Here is a 19,271-nt window from a genome sequence, read left to right as displayed (position 1 = left end):
TGCTTTTGGGCTGTTTTTATCGGATTTTTCTCAACATTCAACACTTTTGGTAGCTATGCGTATTCAAGGAAAACTAACTGAAGGGGCGACATGCGCCTCATATTCCAAGTAGTGCAAAGGTTTGACCAAATTATGGTAAAAAAAAAGATAGGTCAATCATTGTCAAGAAGACCTATCTATTGAAAATGTTACCTCCATTATATCAAACTAACCTAGAAAATCATCTCTCAGAGTCCGAATTGTTGTTTTTAAACCTGCTAATTAATGTTTTACAAGATATTAAAGAAGTCAGTTTAGAAAAAATAGCGAACGCTTTACCTGTACCAATATTATTTGAAAGCAGACGCAAGAAAATTCAAAGATTATTATCACTGCCAGTATTCAATATCCAGAGAATTTGGTTTCCGATAATAGAAAACTGGTTAACTCAAAATTTTTCGGAGAATCAAAGAATTTATTTGGTAATTGATAGAACAAAATGGCAGCGAAACAATTTGATGATGATTAGCTTAGTTTATGAGCGAAGAGCTATCCCAATCTATTGGGAATTTTTGCCCAGAATGGGAAATAGTAATTTTGAGGAGCAATCAAAAATATTTTCTCAAGTAATAAGATTATTCAATAAATATCAAACAATTATATTAGGGGACAGAGAATTTTGCTCTGTAAAATTAGCCAATTGGCTCAGGGAGCAAGAAGTACACTTTTGCTTGAGATTAAAAAAGAATGAATTTATTGAAAATGAAGATGAATTTGGCGTATTATAAATGAATTATTTTATTCAAAATAAGGTTTAAAAGTTTCAATTTACATTAACAAAGTGTATTTGCTTTGTCGAGGATTATTATGTCTCAAAATAGAACCAATAAGGGTAAGAAAGTCATGTATGATGATAATATAATCAAGAGTAATAATAGTAAACCTCAAAAGCGGCTAATAATTGTTACAGGTGATAAAGGTGGTGTGGGAAAAAGCACCTTTGCACGAGCGCTCTTTCAACTGTACATTAATAAAAATTTACCCTGTGTCACTTATGAAGCTGACTTAAGAAATCCTCAGTTAGAAAGATATTTCAAAAAAGACTACTGACCGATAATACGCTACATTGATATTTTCCATAGAGGTGGTGCTGACGATTTATTAATTAATTTAGATGAGAGTGATTGTCCTATTACACTATTAGACTTACCAGCACAATCTGGAGGTTTCTTTGAAAGTTATGTTAAAGAGCTTTCATTTTTTGAAGTGCTTAAAACCGATATTAATTGTCAAGTTACGATGGTTTCAGTGATTAGTAGGGCTTGCGGGGGGACAAAATGGTCTAGAATGCCTGTACTACAAAGAGTGCAGCAATTTGTGGTAAAAGAAAAAGAGCATTTATTCGCAATAAGCTCTATTTAATGATAATGTTACCAGAATTCTACGAAACAAACCTCAAGCGAGAATTGGGACGTGCAGAATATTTATTACTAAAAATCCTGATAAATTTATTACAATCAATAAAAACTGTAAGCCTTGAAGCCAAAAGTGTTGAATGTTAAGAAAAATCCGATAAAAATAGCCCAAAATATGTTAAATTTTGGGCAGAAGATTAAAGTATATCTATTTGATAGTGATTATAAATTAATTTCCCAAAATTGTCAAAGGTATCTTGAGAGGACTGCCAAAAAACGATTATCCAGTATTGAACAGTCGTCTGTTCTTTGAGTGCTGGTTATCCTATACTATGGATAACAGCTTAACAAGTATGCGAGATTTGTTTAACAGGTTAAACAAGACAGGATATGAGGTAGATATTTCTACTTTTTCTAAAGCAAATTTACATCGAAGCCAAAAACCCTTTCAAGAAATTTACCAAAAATTAAATGAATTAGTACAGAACAAAGTTCAAAAAAAGTTACACGATAAATATGCGATTTGTCCAATAGATTCAACAATTATCAAACAGAATTCAGGAGTCAGGAGCCAGAATTCAGAACTATTGGCACACTCAAAAAACTTAATTGTTAATTGATGAGAATATCTTTAAACCGTGGAGCTATAAATTGAGGATGAAAAACTTAGAAGTTCAAAATGGATATATTCAACTGGCCTGTCTAAAAATTTGAAAAGATAGTTTTTGTCGGGGAGAACCATTATTTCGATGACTTCGTTTTTTACTCTTAAACTTAGAGCGGGCTTTCTTGACTACTCTTGGATTACTTCTATGTTGTCGTAAAGGGATTTCTAAATCGGAGATTTCGGCAATTAACCAACTATAATATGTATTGATATCCAGTAGATTATTTATCTGACGTTGAAACTCAGGAATTGCACGTCGAACAACTCGTAAACTCCCAATAAAACTTAACTTTAATGGAGAAATATTTTTCAAAGTGGCACTTTGAAACATTAAACACCGTAGGCAATAATGTCCTAACAACCACCCATAAATTTCTTGGACTACTTCACGAGGATTCTTAGAACGGATAGGTATTTTTCGTCCATTCAGATGGATTTTCAACTCATCTAAAGTATTCTCTACTTCCCATCTTTGATGATATTTTGATGCTAATAGCAAAGTCGGAAATTTAGCAGTATCCATTAAATTCGTAATCAAACGGTAAGTTTTTGGAGTACCATTTTCTTCAATAATATATTCAATGATGCGGACAGGAATTCGGGTTGCACCCTTCCTTTTCGACTCCCCATCAGGTACAATCCATGATTTATAGGAGCCATCTGGAAACAGTTTCACCACTTCAAATTTTGCATGGGCTGGGAGACGACCAAGGAAATGACCTTTTTGTTTAATGATGGCATTAACCATCTTGAAAGAATGTAATCCTCTGTCCCACATTAATAACATACTAGAGTCAATACTGCGTAATAGTTTTAAAGCACTTCTTCTTTCTCCCATGCGATAGGGAGTTATTAATGCATCTATAATTAAATGAGTGCCTGCTTCTATTAAAACCACTAATCTAGCTTTTGGAAAAGCCGGATATGTACCTGAAAATTTACCAGTGACATATACTAAAAACAAAAGTGATGGTGGAATTTTAGTTGTCACTTCATAATATATTAAAGGGATTGTGTTCTCGAAATACTATCGAGAACACGATTTTTATGATTACTTTCATCTGGGGAGCGTTAATATCCTCTTTTCTTCATTATGTCTACGAAAGAAAATGATTTGATTTCCAGAGCAGAACTACTGCAACAAGCCATTGCGACTTTGCAACTCATGATTCAACAAATCAAGGCTGGTGGGGAAATAGCACCACCTGGTTGCTGCGTTTCCCGTTACCAAGCACGGGGTAAACAAGGAGTTTATTGGTACTACAAGTTACACGCTAACCACCCAATTTTTCCCACCGCTCAACCCAACAAATTGAGTAAATACAAGCATTTAGGCAAGGCTGGAAGTCCTGCTCACGTTGATGCAGTTATGCCCATCCCAAGTTGATTACTTACAATCATGCATTGATTCTCTTCGACAAAATTGGGTGGACTTGTACGATAGTCTCAAAGAGAAAAACTAAGTCTCTCAATTTTTATTGTTCTCGTAAATAAACCGCGAACACTTTTCTCTTGGTTTTACTCCCCTTTTTCCTTAACCGAGCAGTATTGCCCTGGACTTTCATTTTTTTATCAAGGTATTAAATATACAAAAACTACAGGATTTATCAGTTTTAATCTTGCAGGTAAATGGAAACGGAAACGCTTTGGAGTTGCGCCAGAGGAAGGCTGGTTTATCTTGACTAATTTAGATGATTTAGATTCAGCGATTCTTGCTTATAAACAACGTTTTGATATTGAAGAGATGTTTAGAGATTTTAAGAGTGGTGGTTATAATTTGGAAGATACCAATGTATCAGGACAACGGCTAATTTCTCTAATATTATTAATCTCGCTTGCCTATACAAGTGCAACTATATCTGGTCAAAAAATTAAACGCATGGGTGTTCAAAAATATGTTGGACGAATTAAAGAATCTAAGCGGATTGTTCGACGACACAGTAGTTTTTATATTGGGTTATATGGCCATAATTGGGTCAATTTCACAGAAAGTTCCTATGAGTTAGTCACTGAATTATTGAGATTAAGTCCTAATAAGCGTAAGTACTACCAACAAGGACAGAGAGCGATGAGGCTTATTATATCTGCATCCTAGCCCTTTTTGTCCCCCCGTAATCAGACAATCAAACTATTACTCGTATTGAGAAAACTTGCCATTTAACGCTGTCGCCTTTAGCTGGGATGGCAAATACTTAGCGACTGCAAATCAAATCTATAGTCTCATCCCATCCCCAGAAGACTTTGTAGTAAAAGTTTGGTTTCTATCACCAGAAAACTTAGTAAACGAAGCAGGTTCTCGTTTGATGAGTAATCTCAATCTAACTCAATTAGAGTGGGAACAATATTTAATTAGCCAATCGTATTAGCAGATTTATCCTAAATTAAGCTCCGTAAGGTAGTGACTTTATTTTAAAAAAGTGAATAAATTTTTGCAGTGATTGGTACTCCTGCCCAACCACCCAAACCTCGCGGAAAGTCCCCTGGTTGGGAAGCAGGAAAAAAGCGTCACCGTAAAAACCGCTGCCCCATTGTTAAAAAAACAGTAACACGACCACGTAAAGAACCATCTGTTGCTGTTTAATACTAAAGATTATTCATAATTTCGCTAAGTCTCTAATTAACTCAGCCCTGCTGCGTCGTTTTGCATACCTTAGTCTAAACTCCAGTTACTTCCAGAAACTGCTACTTGTTCTGATGATTCTGACTTGTTGAATGCTGCCTAATTTTATTGCTTGATTTTCCGGGTTGTTTTTAGTCCACTATGTGCGGGATGTTACCCAAGGTGAAGATGCATCCAGAATTCGCACTACTCTCCTGACTCAGATTTTTGCGCTCGCTCGTAATTTTTCACTCAATTTGTACCGGGATAATATGTTTAAGAACATGGCGCAAGCTCAACGTTTATGTTCTTTTGGATTAGACACACTCAAGCGGCTTTTTAGAATGAAATAGCCCTGGGTCTTAGCCTGGCAGGTGTTGTTGTACCCAAAGTACAGCGTGAATGCGATCACGTAAACCCAACTGACTGAAGATACGCGAGACATAATTCCTGACGGTTCCTTCCGTTAAATGTAGTTCATGAGCAATTTCTCGGTTATTTTTTCCTTGACCCAAAAGTTTTAAAACATCCAATTCGCGCTTACTAAGCAAGTTTTGATAATTAACCTCTAAAGTTGAATTACCGGATTGTAATTGCGTAAAAACTTTTGGTGCAATTGTTGGCCCCAATTGACTATATCCCAGATATACCGAGCGAATTGCTGTAGCAATTTGTTCAATTGGGGTATGTTTGAGTAGATAACCTAGCGCTCCTGCCCTTAATGAATGCCAAATATACTCATCATCATCAAACGTAGTCAGAACTAAAATTTTTATCCAAGGGTAACGTTGAATAATTTCTTGAGTAGCAATCACCCCATCACAAATGGGCATTCTTACATCCATTAGAATAACATTCGGTTGCAATTGCTTTAGCAAAGCAATTGCCTCTTTACCGTTGCTTGCTTGTTCTATCACTTCCAAATCGTCTTCGCTAGACAGTAATGTAACTAAGTCTTGCCGAAAAATTTCTTGATCGTCAACAACTAAGAGGCGAATCATAGTGGAATTGTGATTTTAATTTGCGTACCTAGCCCTGGAGTACTCTTGATTATCAGATTACCACCAAGCATTTCTACTCGTTCTATCATGCCTTTGAGCCCTAAACCTGAATGTGGCATTGTGTTGTCAAAGCCTTGACCGTCATCCCTAAGTTCTAACAAAATTACTTCAGGTGTAGACTTTCCTCGAAAAAATACTTGGGAAGCGTGAGCGTGTTTTTGAATATTAGTTAATCCTTCTTTTACAATACAGTAAATGTGGTGGCTGTTTGATAAAGAAAGTTGTGGTAAATTAATTTCCCATTTAATATTAAAAGCTTGATTGTAGCGCAACTGTTCCACTAAAGTAGTTAAAGCTTGGTTGAGATTGAAGTCAGTTTGCCGCATTGTTTTTAGGTAGTGACTAACATCTTCAATGCATTGACTAGCTAGAAACTTTGCTGTATCAACTGCTTGAGAGACGGTATCTATATCATGTTGGCGTAACTTCTGTTGGGCAATTGCGAGCCTACTATTAAGATTGGTTAAACTATGTCCTAGCGAATCATGAATATCCCGTGCAATTCGAGTGCGTTCTAGAGCATCTGCTAAAGTTTGTACTTGTTGGGTTAAAGCTTCCGCTCTTTGTCGGCTTTTCTGTTCAGAAATTATCATAAAGCTAAAAGCTATGATAAAGGGAATACTAACAAGATTGTTTGAAAGATACTCAATAATAACTAATTTTATTTGCTTAGATCCCTGTAAGATCCCACATAAATCAGCTTGAGCTTTGACTGATTCGGGTACAGTCAGTATGGATGTTAATATATCTAATGAAACTATTAATATGACAGTTAATAATAGATTTTTGCGATTCAGTAAAAAACAGCTTTTAGCAATATATAGGTAAACAAATAATTCTAATCCAGTGCCGATAAACTTTACAGATAGAGCGAGCAACATTCCTATTAAAATGTATATTTGTCTTTGCCAAAGTGGACGCTCAATCGGAAAAATTAAACTCAAAAGAGCATATCCAACAAGACAGGTTATCACATATAAAGTTGTTACTGTAGATATCTGAAAAGTTCCATCAATTATGCAACCTAAGGTAATTCCAGCAATCATTATCCATTCTACGTAACATAAAGCCCAACGGAATGATAGGGAAGGGTTTATAATCAGATTCATAACTCGAAAATTAATTGAACATCAATTTCAAAAGACTGACACAAGAAAGCAGAAGATAAAAAAGCTCTTGAAGAAGAATTAAGAAGCCAGAATTCAGGAGTCAGAATCAATGAGTGGGGGATTCAGACCCGCCACTCATTGTAGACTACCAAATTTTCAATTTGGTGGGGGTCTTAAACCCATTTATTCAGACGCGACTCGAAAATACTCGCTAACGCTACGCTATCGAGTACTCGCTCTAAGCGAAGCATCCCGAAGGGTATACGCTGCGCTATCCGCCAGTCGCGCAGAATTCATTCTGAATTCTGGCCCCTGACTCCTGAATTCTGTTTGATAATATTAATTAGGATTTACGCATTGACAAGAAATAGTAAATATGTATAACGTGAAAAGCCACATCTTTCGTAAGGGTAAAGCATTGCTAAACCCCTACAGCATGGTCTATTTACGATCAAAGGATAATTAATCAAATCCTGAAACAACCTATTTTCGTTAAGCCACATCATGATTAATTTGTACAGTGCGTAAGTCCTATATCTGTAGATGCGTTGGCGCAGACCGCCGCAGGCATCGCTAATATAATCAATACAGATGAATACGAAGTTGAAGAAGTTCTAGAAAGTTGGCTTGAATTCTTACACCAAGAACAAATTGACGGAGAAACCCATATAGTCTCTATCATTCCAGCTTCCGTCACTGGTTAGGTACACAACAAATACAATCCGATTATTGACTATTGATTAATTCCTGCAATTCTTCTTTTACAGATAAAGGCTGATACCCTAATGCAAATGCTTTGGAACTATCCAAAGAAATATCTGTTGGTCTAGGTGCTGCCATTTTCACATCTTGTTGTCGGCATGATTTAAGTCCAGTGGCGGGAAGCTGAAATACTTCTACTAATATCTGTCCAAAATCATAACGCGAAATCCGCTCTTTCCCACCTAGGTGAATGATGCCGTTAACTTTTTCTAATGCTAATAAAAGTCCTTTGGCGGCAGTTGTTCCACTTACTGGGGTGCGAAATTCATCTATAAATAAATTTAGTTCTTTTTCTGCTTGTAAAGTCTCAATAAATGGCTGAATAAAGCTTTTAGCTGTGGGTGTTGCCGCACCAAACATCAACGGCATCCGACACACTGCTGTCATAGGATACCTTTCTAGCATATCTGCTTCTGCGATCGCTTTCTGCTCGCCGTAAAGATTGACAGGACACACAGCATCTGTTTCTCCATAAGGGGCATTTAAGCCATCAAAAACTAAGTCAGTGGAAGTAAAAGCACAAGGAATCGAATTATCCGCGCAAAGTCCGGCAATATTACAGGATGCAATGACATTAATTGCGTGTGATTCTTTGGGGTGGGTTTGACAAAAATTCGGTTGCGAATGTGCAGCAGTATGAATAACTGCTGTTGGTTTGACATTATTAAAGATACTTTTTAATTCCTGAAAATTTGTTAAGTTCGCTTTTAACATTTTTATGCCAGGAATTTCTAAAGAATGGGATAAATAAGTGCCATAAATCTCCCATTCTTGTTTAGCAAGTTGGCAAAGATGCCATCCTAAAAAACCACTTGCTCCGGTGATTAACAATTTTTTCATGTCTAATCAAAAACCGTTCAAGAAAAAATCTTTGCTGTAGCAACCTTATATTCTACACTGAGACGTGGTGATAAAATCCTATTGGATTAATTCTTGAAACTGCTTTTCACTACGCACTTTGCTAAAGTCTGGGTCAGTTTTTGCTAATTTCTTGTATTTATCAGGAACAAGCTCAATTGCTTTGCCTAGGTTGCTAATTGCTAATTCTAGATTGCTTTGTAAAGCATAAGAGCAAGCTTTATTGTAATATGCTTGGTGCAAATCTTGCTTGATAGCGATCGCTCTATCATAAGATGCGATCGCTTCTTGGTAGCGGTGCAGCTTTGTCAAAGCTATGCCTCGGTTAATTAAGGCTTCGTATTTGCCAGGTTGGATAGCGATCGCTTTGTCGTAAGATACAAGAGCCTCTTGGTAGCGTTGCAGCGATGTTAAAGCTATGCCACGGTTATACCAAGCTTCATATTTGTCGGGTTGGATAGCGATCGCTTTGTCGTAAGATGCAAGAGCCTCTTGGTAGCGTTGCAAGGATGTTAAAGCTATGCCACGGTTAATCCAAGCTTCCGGACTCTCAACTTTTATAGCGATCGCTTTCTCATAAGCTTTTATCGCATCTTCATAACGTTGCCCATCTAATAAATCATTGGCTTGATGAAATAAATTTTCTGCTTTTTGCGTAGCCTTCGCTTCTATGAAAAGTTGGGTTACATTGCTTTCTTTCACAACCTGTGTAGTATTTTCTATTGATGAGTTTGCCCCACCACTACAGCCAAACGCAAAGAAAACTATTAAGTTAGATGCAACGAAGCAGCGCCGAAAAACCATGCTGTACCTACAAAACTTATAAAGTGATATTAAAATTTGTTCGCTTTTTGAGTATTACTAAAATACCTAGTTTTTACCCATTAATTTACTCATATTTTAATAAAGAGCTTTGTTAAAGACGCATAGATGTTTTTTAAAATTGAGTGTGTATCACATTATCATATTAAATATACATAAAGCAATTACTTAGAAAATATTTCACTCAAAAAACGAGAATTGCAGTTGCCATATACGCTGCGATCGCAGCGTATATGGCATCCTCTGTTTCAATTAACAAGGGTGCGATCGTACTCGTTGTTCACCAAACAATGATGTTATTTGCTTTATGTATTAATCAATAGCAACAAGGTGCTTTGTGAATATGCACAACCATCTTTAGCCAAGTCAAACACAACTTTCAACTACATATTGAGCATGGGGTGATAAGAAACAGAGTATAAACGCAAAAAGGCAAAGCCTTACTTCGCGCCTTTGCCTCTTTGCATAAACCCTAATTAATGCCAAACACTGACTCGACGGTTGACTTAATCGAATCTCTTGCATCCTTCAAAGTTTGACTAATGGGATGTTTTGCTTGTAAAAATACACGCGCACAATTGCGTCCCGGCATTCCCGAAATCGAACCACCTGGATGAGTACCAGCACCAGTCAAAAATAGATTTTCAATTGGCGTTTTGTAGTTCGCTATTTCTGGCAAAGGGCGGAAAAACACCATCTGATCTAGGGTCATATCAATATGGTAATAATTTCCTTTATATGCGCCTAATCTTTCTCCTAGTTCTGCTGGACTTTCTACACGACGGGCAATAGTTGCACTCTTGACATTAGGTGCATAATCTGCAAGTTTATCAACCACCCTATCTGCAACTTTGTTTTTCAATTCATCTGTCCAACCAGTACCTTTTAAACCAGTGCCTTCAGCACCAGCAATTTGATAAGGGGCAAAATACTCAATCCATACGGTGTGCTTACCTGGCGGTGCTAATGTGGGGTCTAAAAAGCTCGGCATGACCACATACATTGATGGGTCAGCATCAGGAATCTGTCCCAAGGTACATTTACTGTGAGCCTCTTCTACATGAGCCACTGAATCGGCAATTAAGATAGAACCAACGAGATATTCGTCTTTATGGGCGTGGTGTGGAAAGCGTAGTGGTTCATCTAAAGCCAAATCTATCTTGAGGATAGTTTCGTTATTGTTAACGATACGGCGTTCTAATCTTTCCCATAAATTTGGGTCGGCTCCATCAACGTCACTTTTATCAGTCATTTGTAAAAATAACCGCTTGGCATCAATATTAGAAATAACGCCATATTTAGCGCGATATTCTTTACCACCAGCAACCCGCACACCGACAGCTTTTCCATCATCAATTAAAACTTTTTCAACATGCTGGTCTGTAAGAATAACGCCACCTTTACTTGTGACTAAATTCACCAAAGCTTGCACTAGTGCGCCAGTTCCGCCGCGCGGTCTAGCCATTCCCGGATTGTGACGCATTGCCATCATAATTGCACCAATGGCAAGAGTTTTTTGCGATGGCGGCGCACCAAGTTCTGCTGCAAGTCTGGCTAATGGTGCTTTCAGAAATTCCTCATCAAACCACTCGTTAAGTAAATCCTCAGCGCTGGTTAACATGGTGCGAATAAAGTCCAGCGTTTTATTTGGGGAACCAATCATCGAAAATAAATCTTTGAATTTTTTGATATCGTAGTTGCCCACAATATCTATAATTGACTTGGGCGGTGCATTAAACATAGGAACCATTGCACCGAGCGCTCTTTGCCAATAGTCTACAAATTCTGCGTATTTTTTGGCATCACGCTCATTATAACGAGCGATTTCGGCACAAGTCTTTTCCAATGACTTATGTGCTAAGAAATACTTACCATCAGGATGAGGACAGAAAACAACCGGATCGCACTCCAAATAATGCAAGCCATATTTTTCTAGTTCTAATTCTTCAACAACTGGCCCTAAGTGAATAAATTCATGGTCAATCGCACACAAGTTAAATTTAAATCCAGGAGCCTCTTGCGGTAAACATTCTTCAGTTGTTGCTGCACCACCTGGAACAGAACGCTTTTCTAGTAACAGGACGCTATAACCAGCCTTCAGCAAGTAAGCTGCACAGACTAACCCATTGTGTCCAGCACCGATTAACACAACATCATACTCTTGCATAGTTGAAATTTATAAATAAGTAGGTTTTAAAAGCTTATAAAACTTTTAATAAATTTACATCACTCCCTAGTTACAAAAAATATCTTTAACTGGTGTTAATACCACTAAGGAGATAGTACGGTTAACGATGATGGTATTTGTTTTACTTGAGTTTCTACCAGAAGTATTAAACTACCAATTTCTACTTTTATATCTTTAATAGAAAAGGCTATATCTTCCCATTTAAGATATGGTAGACTTATTAGTTCTTTAACTTTATGCATAAATGCTGTAACTAATTGTATTGAAATACCCTCTCCCTCAGTGCAGTTAAAACTCTCCAGCATCGCGGATTGTAAATTATTCGGTAGCCGAAGAATCACGGTGTAAGCAAAAGGGCGAGTATTTCCCATTTCTTTTAACAGCACCTTTCCCCTACATTCTATTTTGCCATCACCAGGTAAAAATACCTGAATTTCTTGCGGTTCAAAACTAACAATATCGCCATCTACATCCAACTGCAAATTTTGCATCTGGGTGCGAATCAAGTCTGAGGTCAAGGCGTGGTTAATATCTACTTCTGTAACTATAATGCGAGCTGTGGCATTTACTGGCTGATTAAGTTCTATTTGACCAAAAATAGCGTTGAAGGGATTAATGGCAATACTTTCTGTTTGCAGTTTTATTTCCTGTACCCGAAGGCCTTCTTGGATTACTAATCCTTGGCCTGCAACCGAAACTCCGTCCGCCTGTCCCTGAACTATTTTCAAAATATCGGTTTGTACATCTATTTCTATTTCTTCTACTTCATCTAGCTTTTCAGATATTCTTCTTTCAGCTTCCTGGGATAAAAATTTTTCCTCCAACCGATGCTCATCAGGCATGAATTAGTAATCTCCTAAATTTCCTCTTATTAGTTACTCTAAACGCTAATTCTGGAGAGTGAATCTATATTGGGGTATATGTTAACTTGAAAGACTTTTCAAGATGGGTAAAAATTTTGGTCAATAAATTCCTTTTTCAGTTCTTTACTCTGTGTCATCAGTATTTATGTAGTTATAAAAGTAACTTTGAAACCCACAGATGTAGAGGAGGACACTTGTATGGGCGGGTTTACCAACTTGAGCAAAATATCCGTGGCGCAGAGAAAAAAAGAAATTCTACAAATTTCCTGGAAAAAGCTATTTTCATCCCCTCAACCCTGGCAATTTTACCTGTTTTAAGCAATGAAACAGTTCTACGTTAAAAAGAGCGTTGAGGGAAGCAAAAGTTTATGGAGCAACTCTAGAAGACTGATGTTAGACTGTAGCCCCTTAAAAAAGAAGAGTGCATTCGCTCATAACAGCGTGTCTGCTATTATCAAAAATTGGTGAGAGAGTTGACCTGGGGAACATCCTAGAGTGAAGATAAAAGGGTTAGATATTTTTTTGCCAAAGTACTAAGTACATCAGTCTGCTTATTTCGTTTCATATTCCTACTTTTGGGATAAAGATGGAGGGTAAGGGCGATACATAATTAACGCGGCAAAAACTTAAAAAAGTACGCACGGATTGCTAAGACGTGCGGCAGTACCAAATTGAAGGAACTGCCGTGGTAAATCTTTTCAGGTGATGTTCTTTCTTCTGAAAAGACGCTTTGGCTAACGTCGCTAATGCTAGCCGCCTAAAGCGCTGGAGTCACCGCAAGGTGTTGCCTTGCGTGGACGCAGAGGGTTAAATGCGCCGCCGCACCCCGATAAAACGTCAAGAAATAGCTGATTAAATCAAATTTTAAGCGATTTAATCATATATTCTGTAGCAGATACTTGTGGAAAAGCAAATGCTAGGTGTAAATGTTGTTATGAAAGTTGGCGATCGCGTCCGTGTTAAAGATTCGGTAGTAGTGTATCATCATCCTGAACATCGGAATCAGGCTTTTGACATCAAAGGCATAGAAGGTGATGTAATAGGTATTGCCAGCCAATGGCGAGACAGACCTGTAAGCGCTAATCTGCCGATTGTAGTCCAGTTTACTAAAAAGTTTAAAGCCCATTTACGTGAAAATGAGTTAGAAATCATCTAAATCACTTATCGGCGGCGAAACCACTGAAAAATATTCAGTTCGCCGCGCATTCTTTTAAGCTCTTGACGGTTTTGCTCTGCTGTTGTGTAATACCATTCACAATAACGCTGAAACTCTGACCGTGAGTGAACTTCGTGGTAAAACTGATGGGTTGTTTGGTAAGCTGCAAAAGCTTCCTCAACTTGGGGTTGAGGGGATGGAACAATATAAGGTAAGTTTTTAGACATAAAGTTAGTTATTAGTCATTAGTCATTAGTCATTAGTTATTAGTCATTAAGAGTTTGAAATTGAGGCAATTACCACACCTGATAACTCCTAACTTTATTAGAGCCAACCGCGTAAGCGATAAACAAAAGAACCAATGTACTCTTTTAAAGCGATGGTAAATTGGTGCAAGTTGTCGGTATCAGGTAATAAATTCAGTATAGCGGCTTTGGGAGTGCTGCCGAGTTCTTGCAACTCACCTTCACTAACAAGAAAGTCAGTAGGTGCAGGAATGGCATTGATTCCTTGACGCTGGAAAATCCGAAGCGATCGCGGTATATGCATTGCCGAAGTTACTAATAATATCTGACGAATGCCACGAGATGACAAAATTTTTCGGACATTTACAGCATTTTGATAAGTATTGAGAGAATCAGGTTCTTGGACAATCGCCTCAGATGGAATACCAATAGATGTGAGGATTGTTGCCATATCTGCCGACTCTGGTGAACCACTCCCACGCCAATCAATGCGACCACCACTGAGAATGATTATAGGTGCTTTTTTTTGGCGATATAGTTGTGCAGCGTAGATGACGCGATCGCCTGCTTCACTCAAATCGACGGTAGCTCTTGGGGGAAAAGCTGATTTAGTTGCACCACCCAAAACCACAATCGCTTCTGCAACTGGCATTTGAGCGGGTGGAAGATATTGCCATTCAAGCGATCGCACTAATGATTTAGCAATCCAAGCATTACTGCAAAATAGCAATAAAGTGAGGGCAAAAGCAATTGCGATCGCAGCAGTCCTCGGTCGTTTCCTCAAAGTTACTAATGCAACTACCAAACTTACACAGGCTAATCCTAGTGGATAAAAAAATAGTGGCAGTAACTTGGATAAATATAAAAACATACTAGAAGTTGGTGTCCCTAATCCCTACCTTTCCCAAAACTTGAAATTGAAACTACTTCCAGCACTGCGACGGTAACGGCGACCGGCTCTTCTTATTTGACGTTTGTTGATCCTCTCATTTGTTAATTCAACTCCGTCCTCTTCTGACTCTTCAACTTGCAACTGAGTTCTAGTTTCTTCCTTACTTCCCCACCAAGCAGTAATCCAGCCTCCAGCTAAAGCGCCTATTGCACCAAGCAAAATACTCATGGGTGCTGGATACCCCAAATATACAAAGCCCAGCATGAAAAATAACCAGTATTTCAATCCTGTATCCACACCATCAGAGGAGGCGACAGCTGGAGCCTGGGGACTATTATCGGTTATGTTCGCGATCCAGCTTAAAATGAAACCGCCCATGATTCCTAAGAAGATGCTCAGGGCTGGTGCGGAGCCGGTCATTATTAATATAAATGTTAAAAATGCCCCAAATAACAGCTGAGAAAAGAAACTGGGAGAAATACTGAAAAAGTCGTTCTTTTTGTCTGCCATAGAGTGAAAAAGCTCTTAACTAATTACTAATGACGCTCGCGGACTCGCTAACGTAATTCGTATTTTCGATTCAATTACGAATTACGAATTACGAATTATCTTAATTGTGCCTGTTGTGCTTGAGTTGTATCGAAAATCTTTACGTAAGGTTGTTCTTCTTCAGTAAAAGGTTCAGCTTGTTTGATTTGTGAGGCCAATAAATCGGCGGTGGCATCAGCAATATCACCAGTGCGATTGTTCAAACGCTCTTTTAGAACTTCAAGCGGTGCTGTGCATTGGATAATCTGAATAGGAAGTTGGTGCTTTGTAGCTTGTGCGATCGCTTCTTGCCGTAACTGCTGTCTATCATATTTAGCATCTAAAATCACCGAAAAACCTTGTCTAGCCAGTAGAATTCCCAATTCCAACAGCCATGAGTAAGTTTTTTCGGTCATCTCAGGGGTATATAAATCATCGCCACCCTTTTCCCATAAGGGAATTCCCCCTAAATGTTTCCGCACTGCATCAGAACGCAGGTGAATCGCTCCCTGTTGACGCGCTAAATTCCTTGCTGTGGTACTTTTGCCAGAACCCGACAACCCGGACATCAAAATTAGTTGTCCCTGGTTTGGTTTAGTGTATTCCCAAGCCTGTTTGTAATAGTCAGCAGCAGTTTTTGTCGCTTCTTCTTTTACAGTTGCGGGTACACTCGGATCATCTAGCAAAAACGAAGTTACCTTTGCCCGGACATAAGCCTGACGACTTAAATACAACGGCAGCAACTGTAAGCCTTCCCAGTCTCCAGTTTGCTCTATGTAGGCATTTAAAAACGCATTACCCAAATCTTTACGCTGCCGCGCTTCCAAATCCATCACCGTGAACGCCACATCGTACATCACATCGACAAAGCGAAACGGCTCATTAAACTCAATGCAATCGAACAGCAAAATTTTATCGTGCCACAAGGCAATATTTCTCAGGTGTAAATCCCCGTGACATTCACGAATATATTCGTTGTGAATTCTGCTAGCAAACAATTCTGGACGTTCGGCAAAAAAGCTATCTGTATATTGCTTTGTTTCTATAAACTGTGCCTGCGTCTGGGGGCCACCAACATACTTCTCAGTTTGCTGATAATTCTCATCAAAGGCAGCCCGAACATTTGGGACTTCACCAAAAGTACGAATGTAATCATTCGTCTGTGCTTCGGCATGATATTGAGCCACCACCCGTCCCAACTCCTCTAGGTGTGTCTCGTTCAACTTGCCCTGTTCAAACAGTGTACTTAATAGCGACTCTTGCGGAAACTGACGCATCTTTAGTGCATATTCTACAGGTTCATCAGTTCCCCCTAACTGGTATTGCTCTCCTACTAAAGTTATGGGCAAAACTTCTAAATATAGTTCACCAGCACCCCGTTGATTTAACCGCAACTCTTCCTGAGAAAAATGTTGTCGCTTCTCTAAGGTGGAAAAGTCTAAAAAACCAAAATTCATCGGTTTTTTTAGTTTATAGGCGTAATCCCCAGTCAGCAACACATAAGAAATGTGGGTTTGAATGAGTTGAATAGGTTCTGTTACCGGATGGGGATAAAATCCAGGTTGCAACATTTGCTCAATAAAAGCTGGAAGAGTCGCTTCTGTCATCTCTGTCCTCTGCGCTCTCTGCGCCTCTGGGGTTCAAATACAAAAAAACCAGGAGTTCCCCCCTGGTGTCATCAAAAATTATTACACAGTTTACCTAGCTTAAGAAGCTGCTTCAGTTTCAGTTTCTGTCCCAGCATCTTCAGCGCTAATTTGTGGTGGCAAAACGCTCACAACAAGTCGCTCTGATTCAGCTAGAGGTGTTACACCTTCAGGAAAGGGTATATCACTAATACTCAAGCTGTCTCCAATTTGCAGGTTAGAGACATCGATTTCGATTACATCTGGGATGTTTTCTGGCGCACAACTCACTTGCAATTCAGAGATTACGGTGTCTAACACACCACCCTCTTGTTTAACACCAATAGCAGTGCCCACAAAACGCAGCCGTACTCCTACAGTGGTGTCCCCATGTCCAGCAACCGCGAAAAAGCTGAGGTGGTAAGGCGTACCTTTGGCTGGATGGATTTGAAGTTCCCGCAGCAAGGTTTTGCCGCGCCAAGGTGCATCAGCAATATTCAACTCAATCAAGGTGTTGTTAACGGAAGCTCTTTTGAGCAAACGCTCAACAGTTTTAGCTTCAATGGTCAAAGAAATGGATTCTGTACCCTTATGACCATACAAATTGGCAGGTATCAATCCAGCACGGCGCAAAGCTCTTGGCTTGCTGCCTTCTGGACGTTTTTGAGATTCGACTGTAATAGCCATAAAAGTTATCCTTTGTCATTTATCCTTTGTCATTTGTCATTAGTCATTAGCAACTAACTAATAACCAATTTACGCACTTAGCAAGCTTGCAGGTGTGCCATCAGGGTGCAATAAAGCGCGTTTGGGGCCGTGGATGGGGTCTTCTACGATTATGGTTTGATCGCGGCTGGCTCCTAGCGAGACGATCGCAATCGGGACTTCCATCAATCCGGCTAAGAATTTTACGTAGTCCAGTGCTTGCTGTGGCAAGTCTTCTAGAGTACGGCAATGAGTTGTTGACACTTTCCATCCTGGTAAGGTTTTGTAGATGGGGCGACATCTAGCAAATTTACGGGAACTGGTAGGGAAGTGTTCGCTGCGCTCGCCATCTATGTTGTATGCAACACAAACTTGGATTTCCTCTAATTCATCAAGAACATCTAGTTTAGTGAGTGCCATACAATCCATGCCATTAATCCGCACGGCATAGCGACCAATGACAGCATCAAACCAGCCACAGCGCCGTTTGCGTCCGGTGGTTGTGCCAAATTCAGCACCGCGATCGCACAATAATTCTCCCAACTCTCCATGTAATTCCGTAGGAAATGGCCCTTCTCCCACCCGTGTCGTATAGGCTTTCGACACTCCAATTACCCGGTCAATCATTGTCGGCCCTACCCCTGTACCAACGCAAGCCCCCCCTGCCACAGGATTAGAGGAGGTGACATAAGGATAAGTTCCATGATCTAAGTCTAAAAGCGTACCTTGTGCGCCTTCAAACAAAATATTGCGCCGTCGCTGAATGGCATCGGATATTTTCAATGATGTATCAACAACGTGAGGCCGCAAGCGTTCTGCATACCCCAAATACTGTTCAATCACCTCTTGTGGATCTAGAGGCGGCAAGTTGTAAAGCTTTTCTAAAATGACGTTTTTATAATTAATCGTCCACTCCAACTGCTCACGTAGCCCATCAGGATCCATCAAGTCTAAAACCCGAATCCCTGTACGTTCAGATTTGTCAGCATAAGTCGGCCCAATGCCCCGACCCGTTGTGCCGATCTTATGGCTTCCCCGTCGCTCTTCAGATGCCTGGTCAATCAACCGATGATAAGGCATGGTTACGTGGGCTGTCTCAGATATCAGCAGGTGGTCAGTGGAAATATTTAATTCTTTTAGTTGGTCGAGTTCTGCGATCAAAATCTGTGGATCGATGACTGTTCCACAGCCGATAATGCAATCGGTATTTGGATACAAGATACCAGAGGGAATCAAGTGCAGTTTAAAGGTCTGACCTTTGACTACAATCGTGTGTCCAGCATTGACACCCCCTTGATAACGCACCACAACATCCGCTGAACGGCTGAGTAAGTCAGTTATTTTACCTTTTCCTTCATCGCCCCATTGGGCACCTATGACAATGACGTTAGCCAAGAGTTTATATTAAGAAGTAAAGTTTCCACAAACTACTATTGTTAACATATTGAGTGATTCATGTCAAGCTTTTTTTTAATTAAAACAATTTAGTCCCTTAGCACAGCTAGCTGTGCATGGGTGCAAAAAATAAACTATCTCAAATTATTTGTAGATTTTTAGGGACGCAATGACGTTGCCCCTCTAAAATAGGATATTTTTTTAACTAAGCTAAAAATCTTTTAATTTGCATCCTCAAAAAAATGAATCTCTTGTGGGGTGGGCATCTTGCCCGCCCTAGTTGTGCAAATTAAATGCGCGACAGCTTAGTCCACCACAGTAACAATGCTTAAAGTAGCCAGAGACTAGGAACGAGACAATCTCTAGAAGCTGTTTCGCGTTAATTGATCAAAAACACGTCAC

Annotated in this window: 17 protein-coding genes and 4 pseudogenes; 8 read left to right on the top strand and 13 right to left on the bottom strand. The window is 39.3% G+C overall.

The window, feature by feature from the left end; all coding sequences use genetic code 11:
* Positions 1-185: 185 nt before the first annotated feature.
* The 3 genes and pseudogenes from ANSO36C_RS25000 to ANSO36C_RS24985 form a co-directional block, all read left to right on the top strand.
* Positions 186-740: pseudogene (locus ANSO36C_RS25000) on the top strand (transposase); the annotation flags it as partial.
* A 106-nt stretch (positions 741-846) separates the two neighbouring features.
* Entirely contained in the window at positions 847-1,089 is a 243-nt protein-coding gene (locus ANSO36C_RS35045) for a P-loop NTPase family protein (protein WP_251956709.1), read from the top strand.
* Between the two features lie 547 nt (positions 1,090-1,636).
* Positions 1,637-1,954: pseudogene (locus ANSO36C_RS24985) on the top strand (IS4 family transposase); the annotation flags it as partial.
* 129 nt (positions 1,955-2,083) lie between these two features.
* On the opposite strand, the pseudogene ANSO36C_RS24980 reads toward ANSO36C_RS24985, so the two are convergent.
* Positions 2,084-3,004: pseudogene (locus tag ANSO36C_RS24980) on the bottom strand (IS4 family transposase); the annotation flags it as partial.
* Between the two features lie 150 nt (positions 3,005-3,154).
* Between ANSO36C_RS24980 and ANSO36C_RS24975 the strand changes: the two are divergent.
* From ANSO36C_RS24975 to ANSO36C_RS24965, 3 genes and pseudogenes are all read left to right on the top strand, one after another.
* On the top strand, positions 3,155-3,448 hold the full coding sequence (locus ANSO36C_RS24975) for a PH domain-containing protein (protein WP_251955938.1): 294 nt from the start codon (positions 3,155-3,157) through the stop codon (positions 3,446-3,448).
* A 165-nt stretch (positions 3,449-3,613) separates the two neighbouring features.
* Positions 3,614-4,156, top strand: a pseudogene (locus ANSO36C_RS24970) (IS4 family transposase); the annotation flags it as partial.
* Positions 4,157-4,211: 55 nt separating this feature from the next.
* Complete coding sequence (locus ANSO36C_RS24965) at positions 4,212-4,427, top strand: hypothetical protein (protein ID WP_251956708.1); 216 nt, start codon at positions 4,212-4,214, stop codon at positions 4,425-4,427.
* Positions 4,428-5,022: 595 nt separating this feature from the next.
* Here the strand turns inward: ANSO36C_RS24965 and ANSO36C_RS24960 are convergent.
* Together ANSO36C_RS24960 and ANSO36C_RS24955 are read right to left on the bottom strand one after the other, a co-directional pair.
* On the bottom strand, positions 5,023-5,661 hold the full coding sequence (locus tag ANSO36C_RS24960) for a response regulator transcription factor (RefSeq protein ID WP_251956707.1): 639 nt from the start codon (positions 5,659-5,661) through the stop codon (positions 5,023-5,025).
* Positions 5,658-6,830, bottom strand: a complete 1,173-nt coding sequence (locus ANSO36C_RS24955; protein ID WP_251956706.1) for a sensor histidine kinase — start codon at positions 6,828-6,830, stop codon at positions 5,658-5,660. The genes ANSO36C_RS24960 and ANSO36C_RS24955 overlap by 4 nt, the downstream gene beginning before the upstream one ends.
* A gap of 548 nt (positions 6,831-7,378) precedes the next feature.
* Here ANSO36C_RS24955 and ANSO36C_RS24950 point away from each other — a divergent pair.
* The gene (locus tag ANSO36C_RS24950; protein WP_251956705.1) at positions 7,379-7,534 is read left to right on the top strand and encodes a hypothetical protein; all 156 of its coding nucleotides are present in this window, start codon (positions 7,379-7,381) and stop codon (positions 7,532-7,534) included.
* Between the two features lie 22 nt (positions 7,535-7,556).
* Here the strand turns inward: ANSO36C_RS24950 and ANSO36C_RS24945 are convergent, their stop codons facing one another.
* From ANSO36C_RS24945 to ANSO36C_RS24930, 4 genes are all read right to left on the bottom strand, one after another.
* The gene (locus ANSO36C_RS24945) at positions 7,557-8,432 is read right to left on the bottom strand and encodes an SDR family oxidoreductase (protein ID WP_251956704.1); all 876 of its coding nucleotides are present in this window, start codon (positions 8,430-8,432) and stop codon (positions 7,557-7,559) included.
* A 78-nt stretch (positions 8,433-8,510) separates the two neighbouring features.
* On the bottom strand, positions 8,511-9,254 hold the full coding sequence (locus ANSO36C_RS24940; RefSeq protein ID WP_251956703.1) for a tetratricopeptide repeat protein: 744 nt from the start codon (positions 9,252-9,254) through the stop codon (positions 8,511-8,513).
* A 490-nt stretch (positions 9,255-9,744) separates the two neighbouring features.
* Positions 9,745-11,439, bottom strand: a complete 1,695-nt coding sequence (crtO, locus tag ANSO36C_RS24935; RefSeq protein ID WP_251956702.1) for a beta-carotene ketolase CrtO — start codon at positions 11,437-11,439, stop codon at positions 9,745-9,747.
* 104 nt (positions 11,440-11,543) lie between these two features.
* Positions 11,544-12,302: an LmeA family phospholipid-binding protein gene (locus ANSO36C_RS24930; RefSeq protein ID WP_251956701.1), complete on the bottom strand. Its 759-nt coding sequence runs from the start codon at positions 12,300-12,302 to the stop codon at positions 11,544-11,546.
* Between the two features lie 955 nt (positions 12,303-13,257).
* On the opposite strand from ANSO36C_RS24930, the gene ANSO36C_RS24925 reads away from it, so the two are divergent.
* On the top strand, positions 13,258-13,479 hold the full coding sequence (locus tag ANSO36C_RS24925) for a ferredoxin-thioredoxin reductase variable chain (RefSeq protein WP_251960434.1): 222 nt from the start codon (positions 13,258-13,260) through the stop codon (positions 13,477-13,479).
* A 5-nt stretch (positions 13,480-13,484) separates the two neighbouring features.
* On the opposite strand, the gene ANSO36C_RS24920 is transcribed toward ANSO36C_RS24925, so the two are convergent.
* From ANSO36C_RS24920 to ANSO36C_RS24895, 6 genes are all read right to left on the bottom strand, one after another.
* Positions 13,485-13,706 (bottom strand): hypothetical protein, encoded by a 222-nt coding sequence (locus ANSO36C_RS24920; protein WP_251956700.1) that lies wholly within the window; start codon positions 13,704-13,706, stop codon positions 13,485-13,487.
* Positions 13,707-13,803: 97 nt separating this feature from the next.
* Positions 13,804-14,595, bottom strand: a complete 792-nt coding sequence (locus ANSO36C_RS24915; protein ID WP_251956699.1) for a YdcF family protein — start codon at positions 14,593-14,595, stop codon at positions 13,804-13,806.
* A 24-nt stretch (positions 14,596-14,619) separates the two neighbouring features.
* Positions 14,620-15,126, bottom strand: a complete 507-nt coding sequence (locus ANSO36C_RS24910; protein ID WP_251956698.1) for a hypothetical protein — start codon at positions 15,124-15,126, stop codon at positions 14,620-14,622.
* Between the two features lie 95 nt (positions 15,127-15,221).
* On the bottom strand, positions 15,222-16,751 hold the full coding sequence (locus ANSO36C_RS24905; RefSeq protein WP_251956697.1) for a bifunctional aminoglycoside phosphotransferase/ATP-binding protein: 1,530 nt from the start codon (positions 16,749-16,751) through the stop codon (positions 15,222-15,224).
* A 99-nt stretch (positions 16,752-16,850) separates the two neighbouring features.
* Positions 16,851-17,456, bottom strand: coding sequence for a 50S ribosomal protein L25/general stress protein Ctc (locus ANSO36C_RS24900; protein WP_251956696.1), 606 nt, complete (start codon positions 17,454-17,456; stop codon positions 16,851-16,853).
* Positions 17,457-17,525: 69 nt separating this feature from the next.
* A complete protein-coding gene (locus tag ANSO36C_RS24895) occupies positions 17,526-18,869 on the bottom strand; it encodes an adenylosuccinate synthase (protein WP_251956695.1) in 1,344 nt (447 codons plus the stop codon).
* Between the last annotated feature and the right edge of the window lie 402 nt (positions 18,870-19,271).

The sequence above is a fragment of the Nostoc cf. commune SO-36 genome (assembly GCF_023734775.1).
Classification (GTDB): domain Bacteria; phylum Cyanobacteriota; class Cyanobacteriia; order Cyanobacteriales; family Nostocaceae; genus Nostoc; species Nostoc commune_A.
Note: the sequence above shows the minus strand (reverse complement) of the source record. Positions and strands in the feature narration are given on the sequence as shown.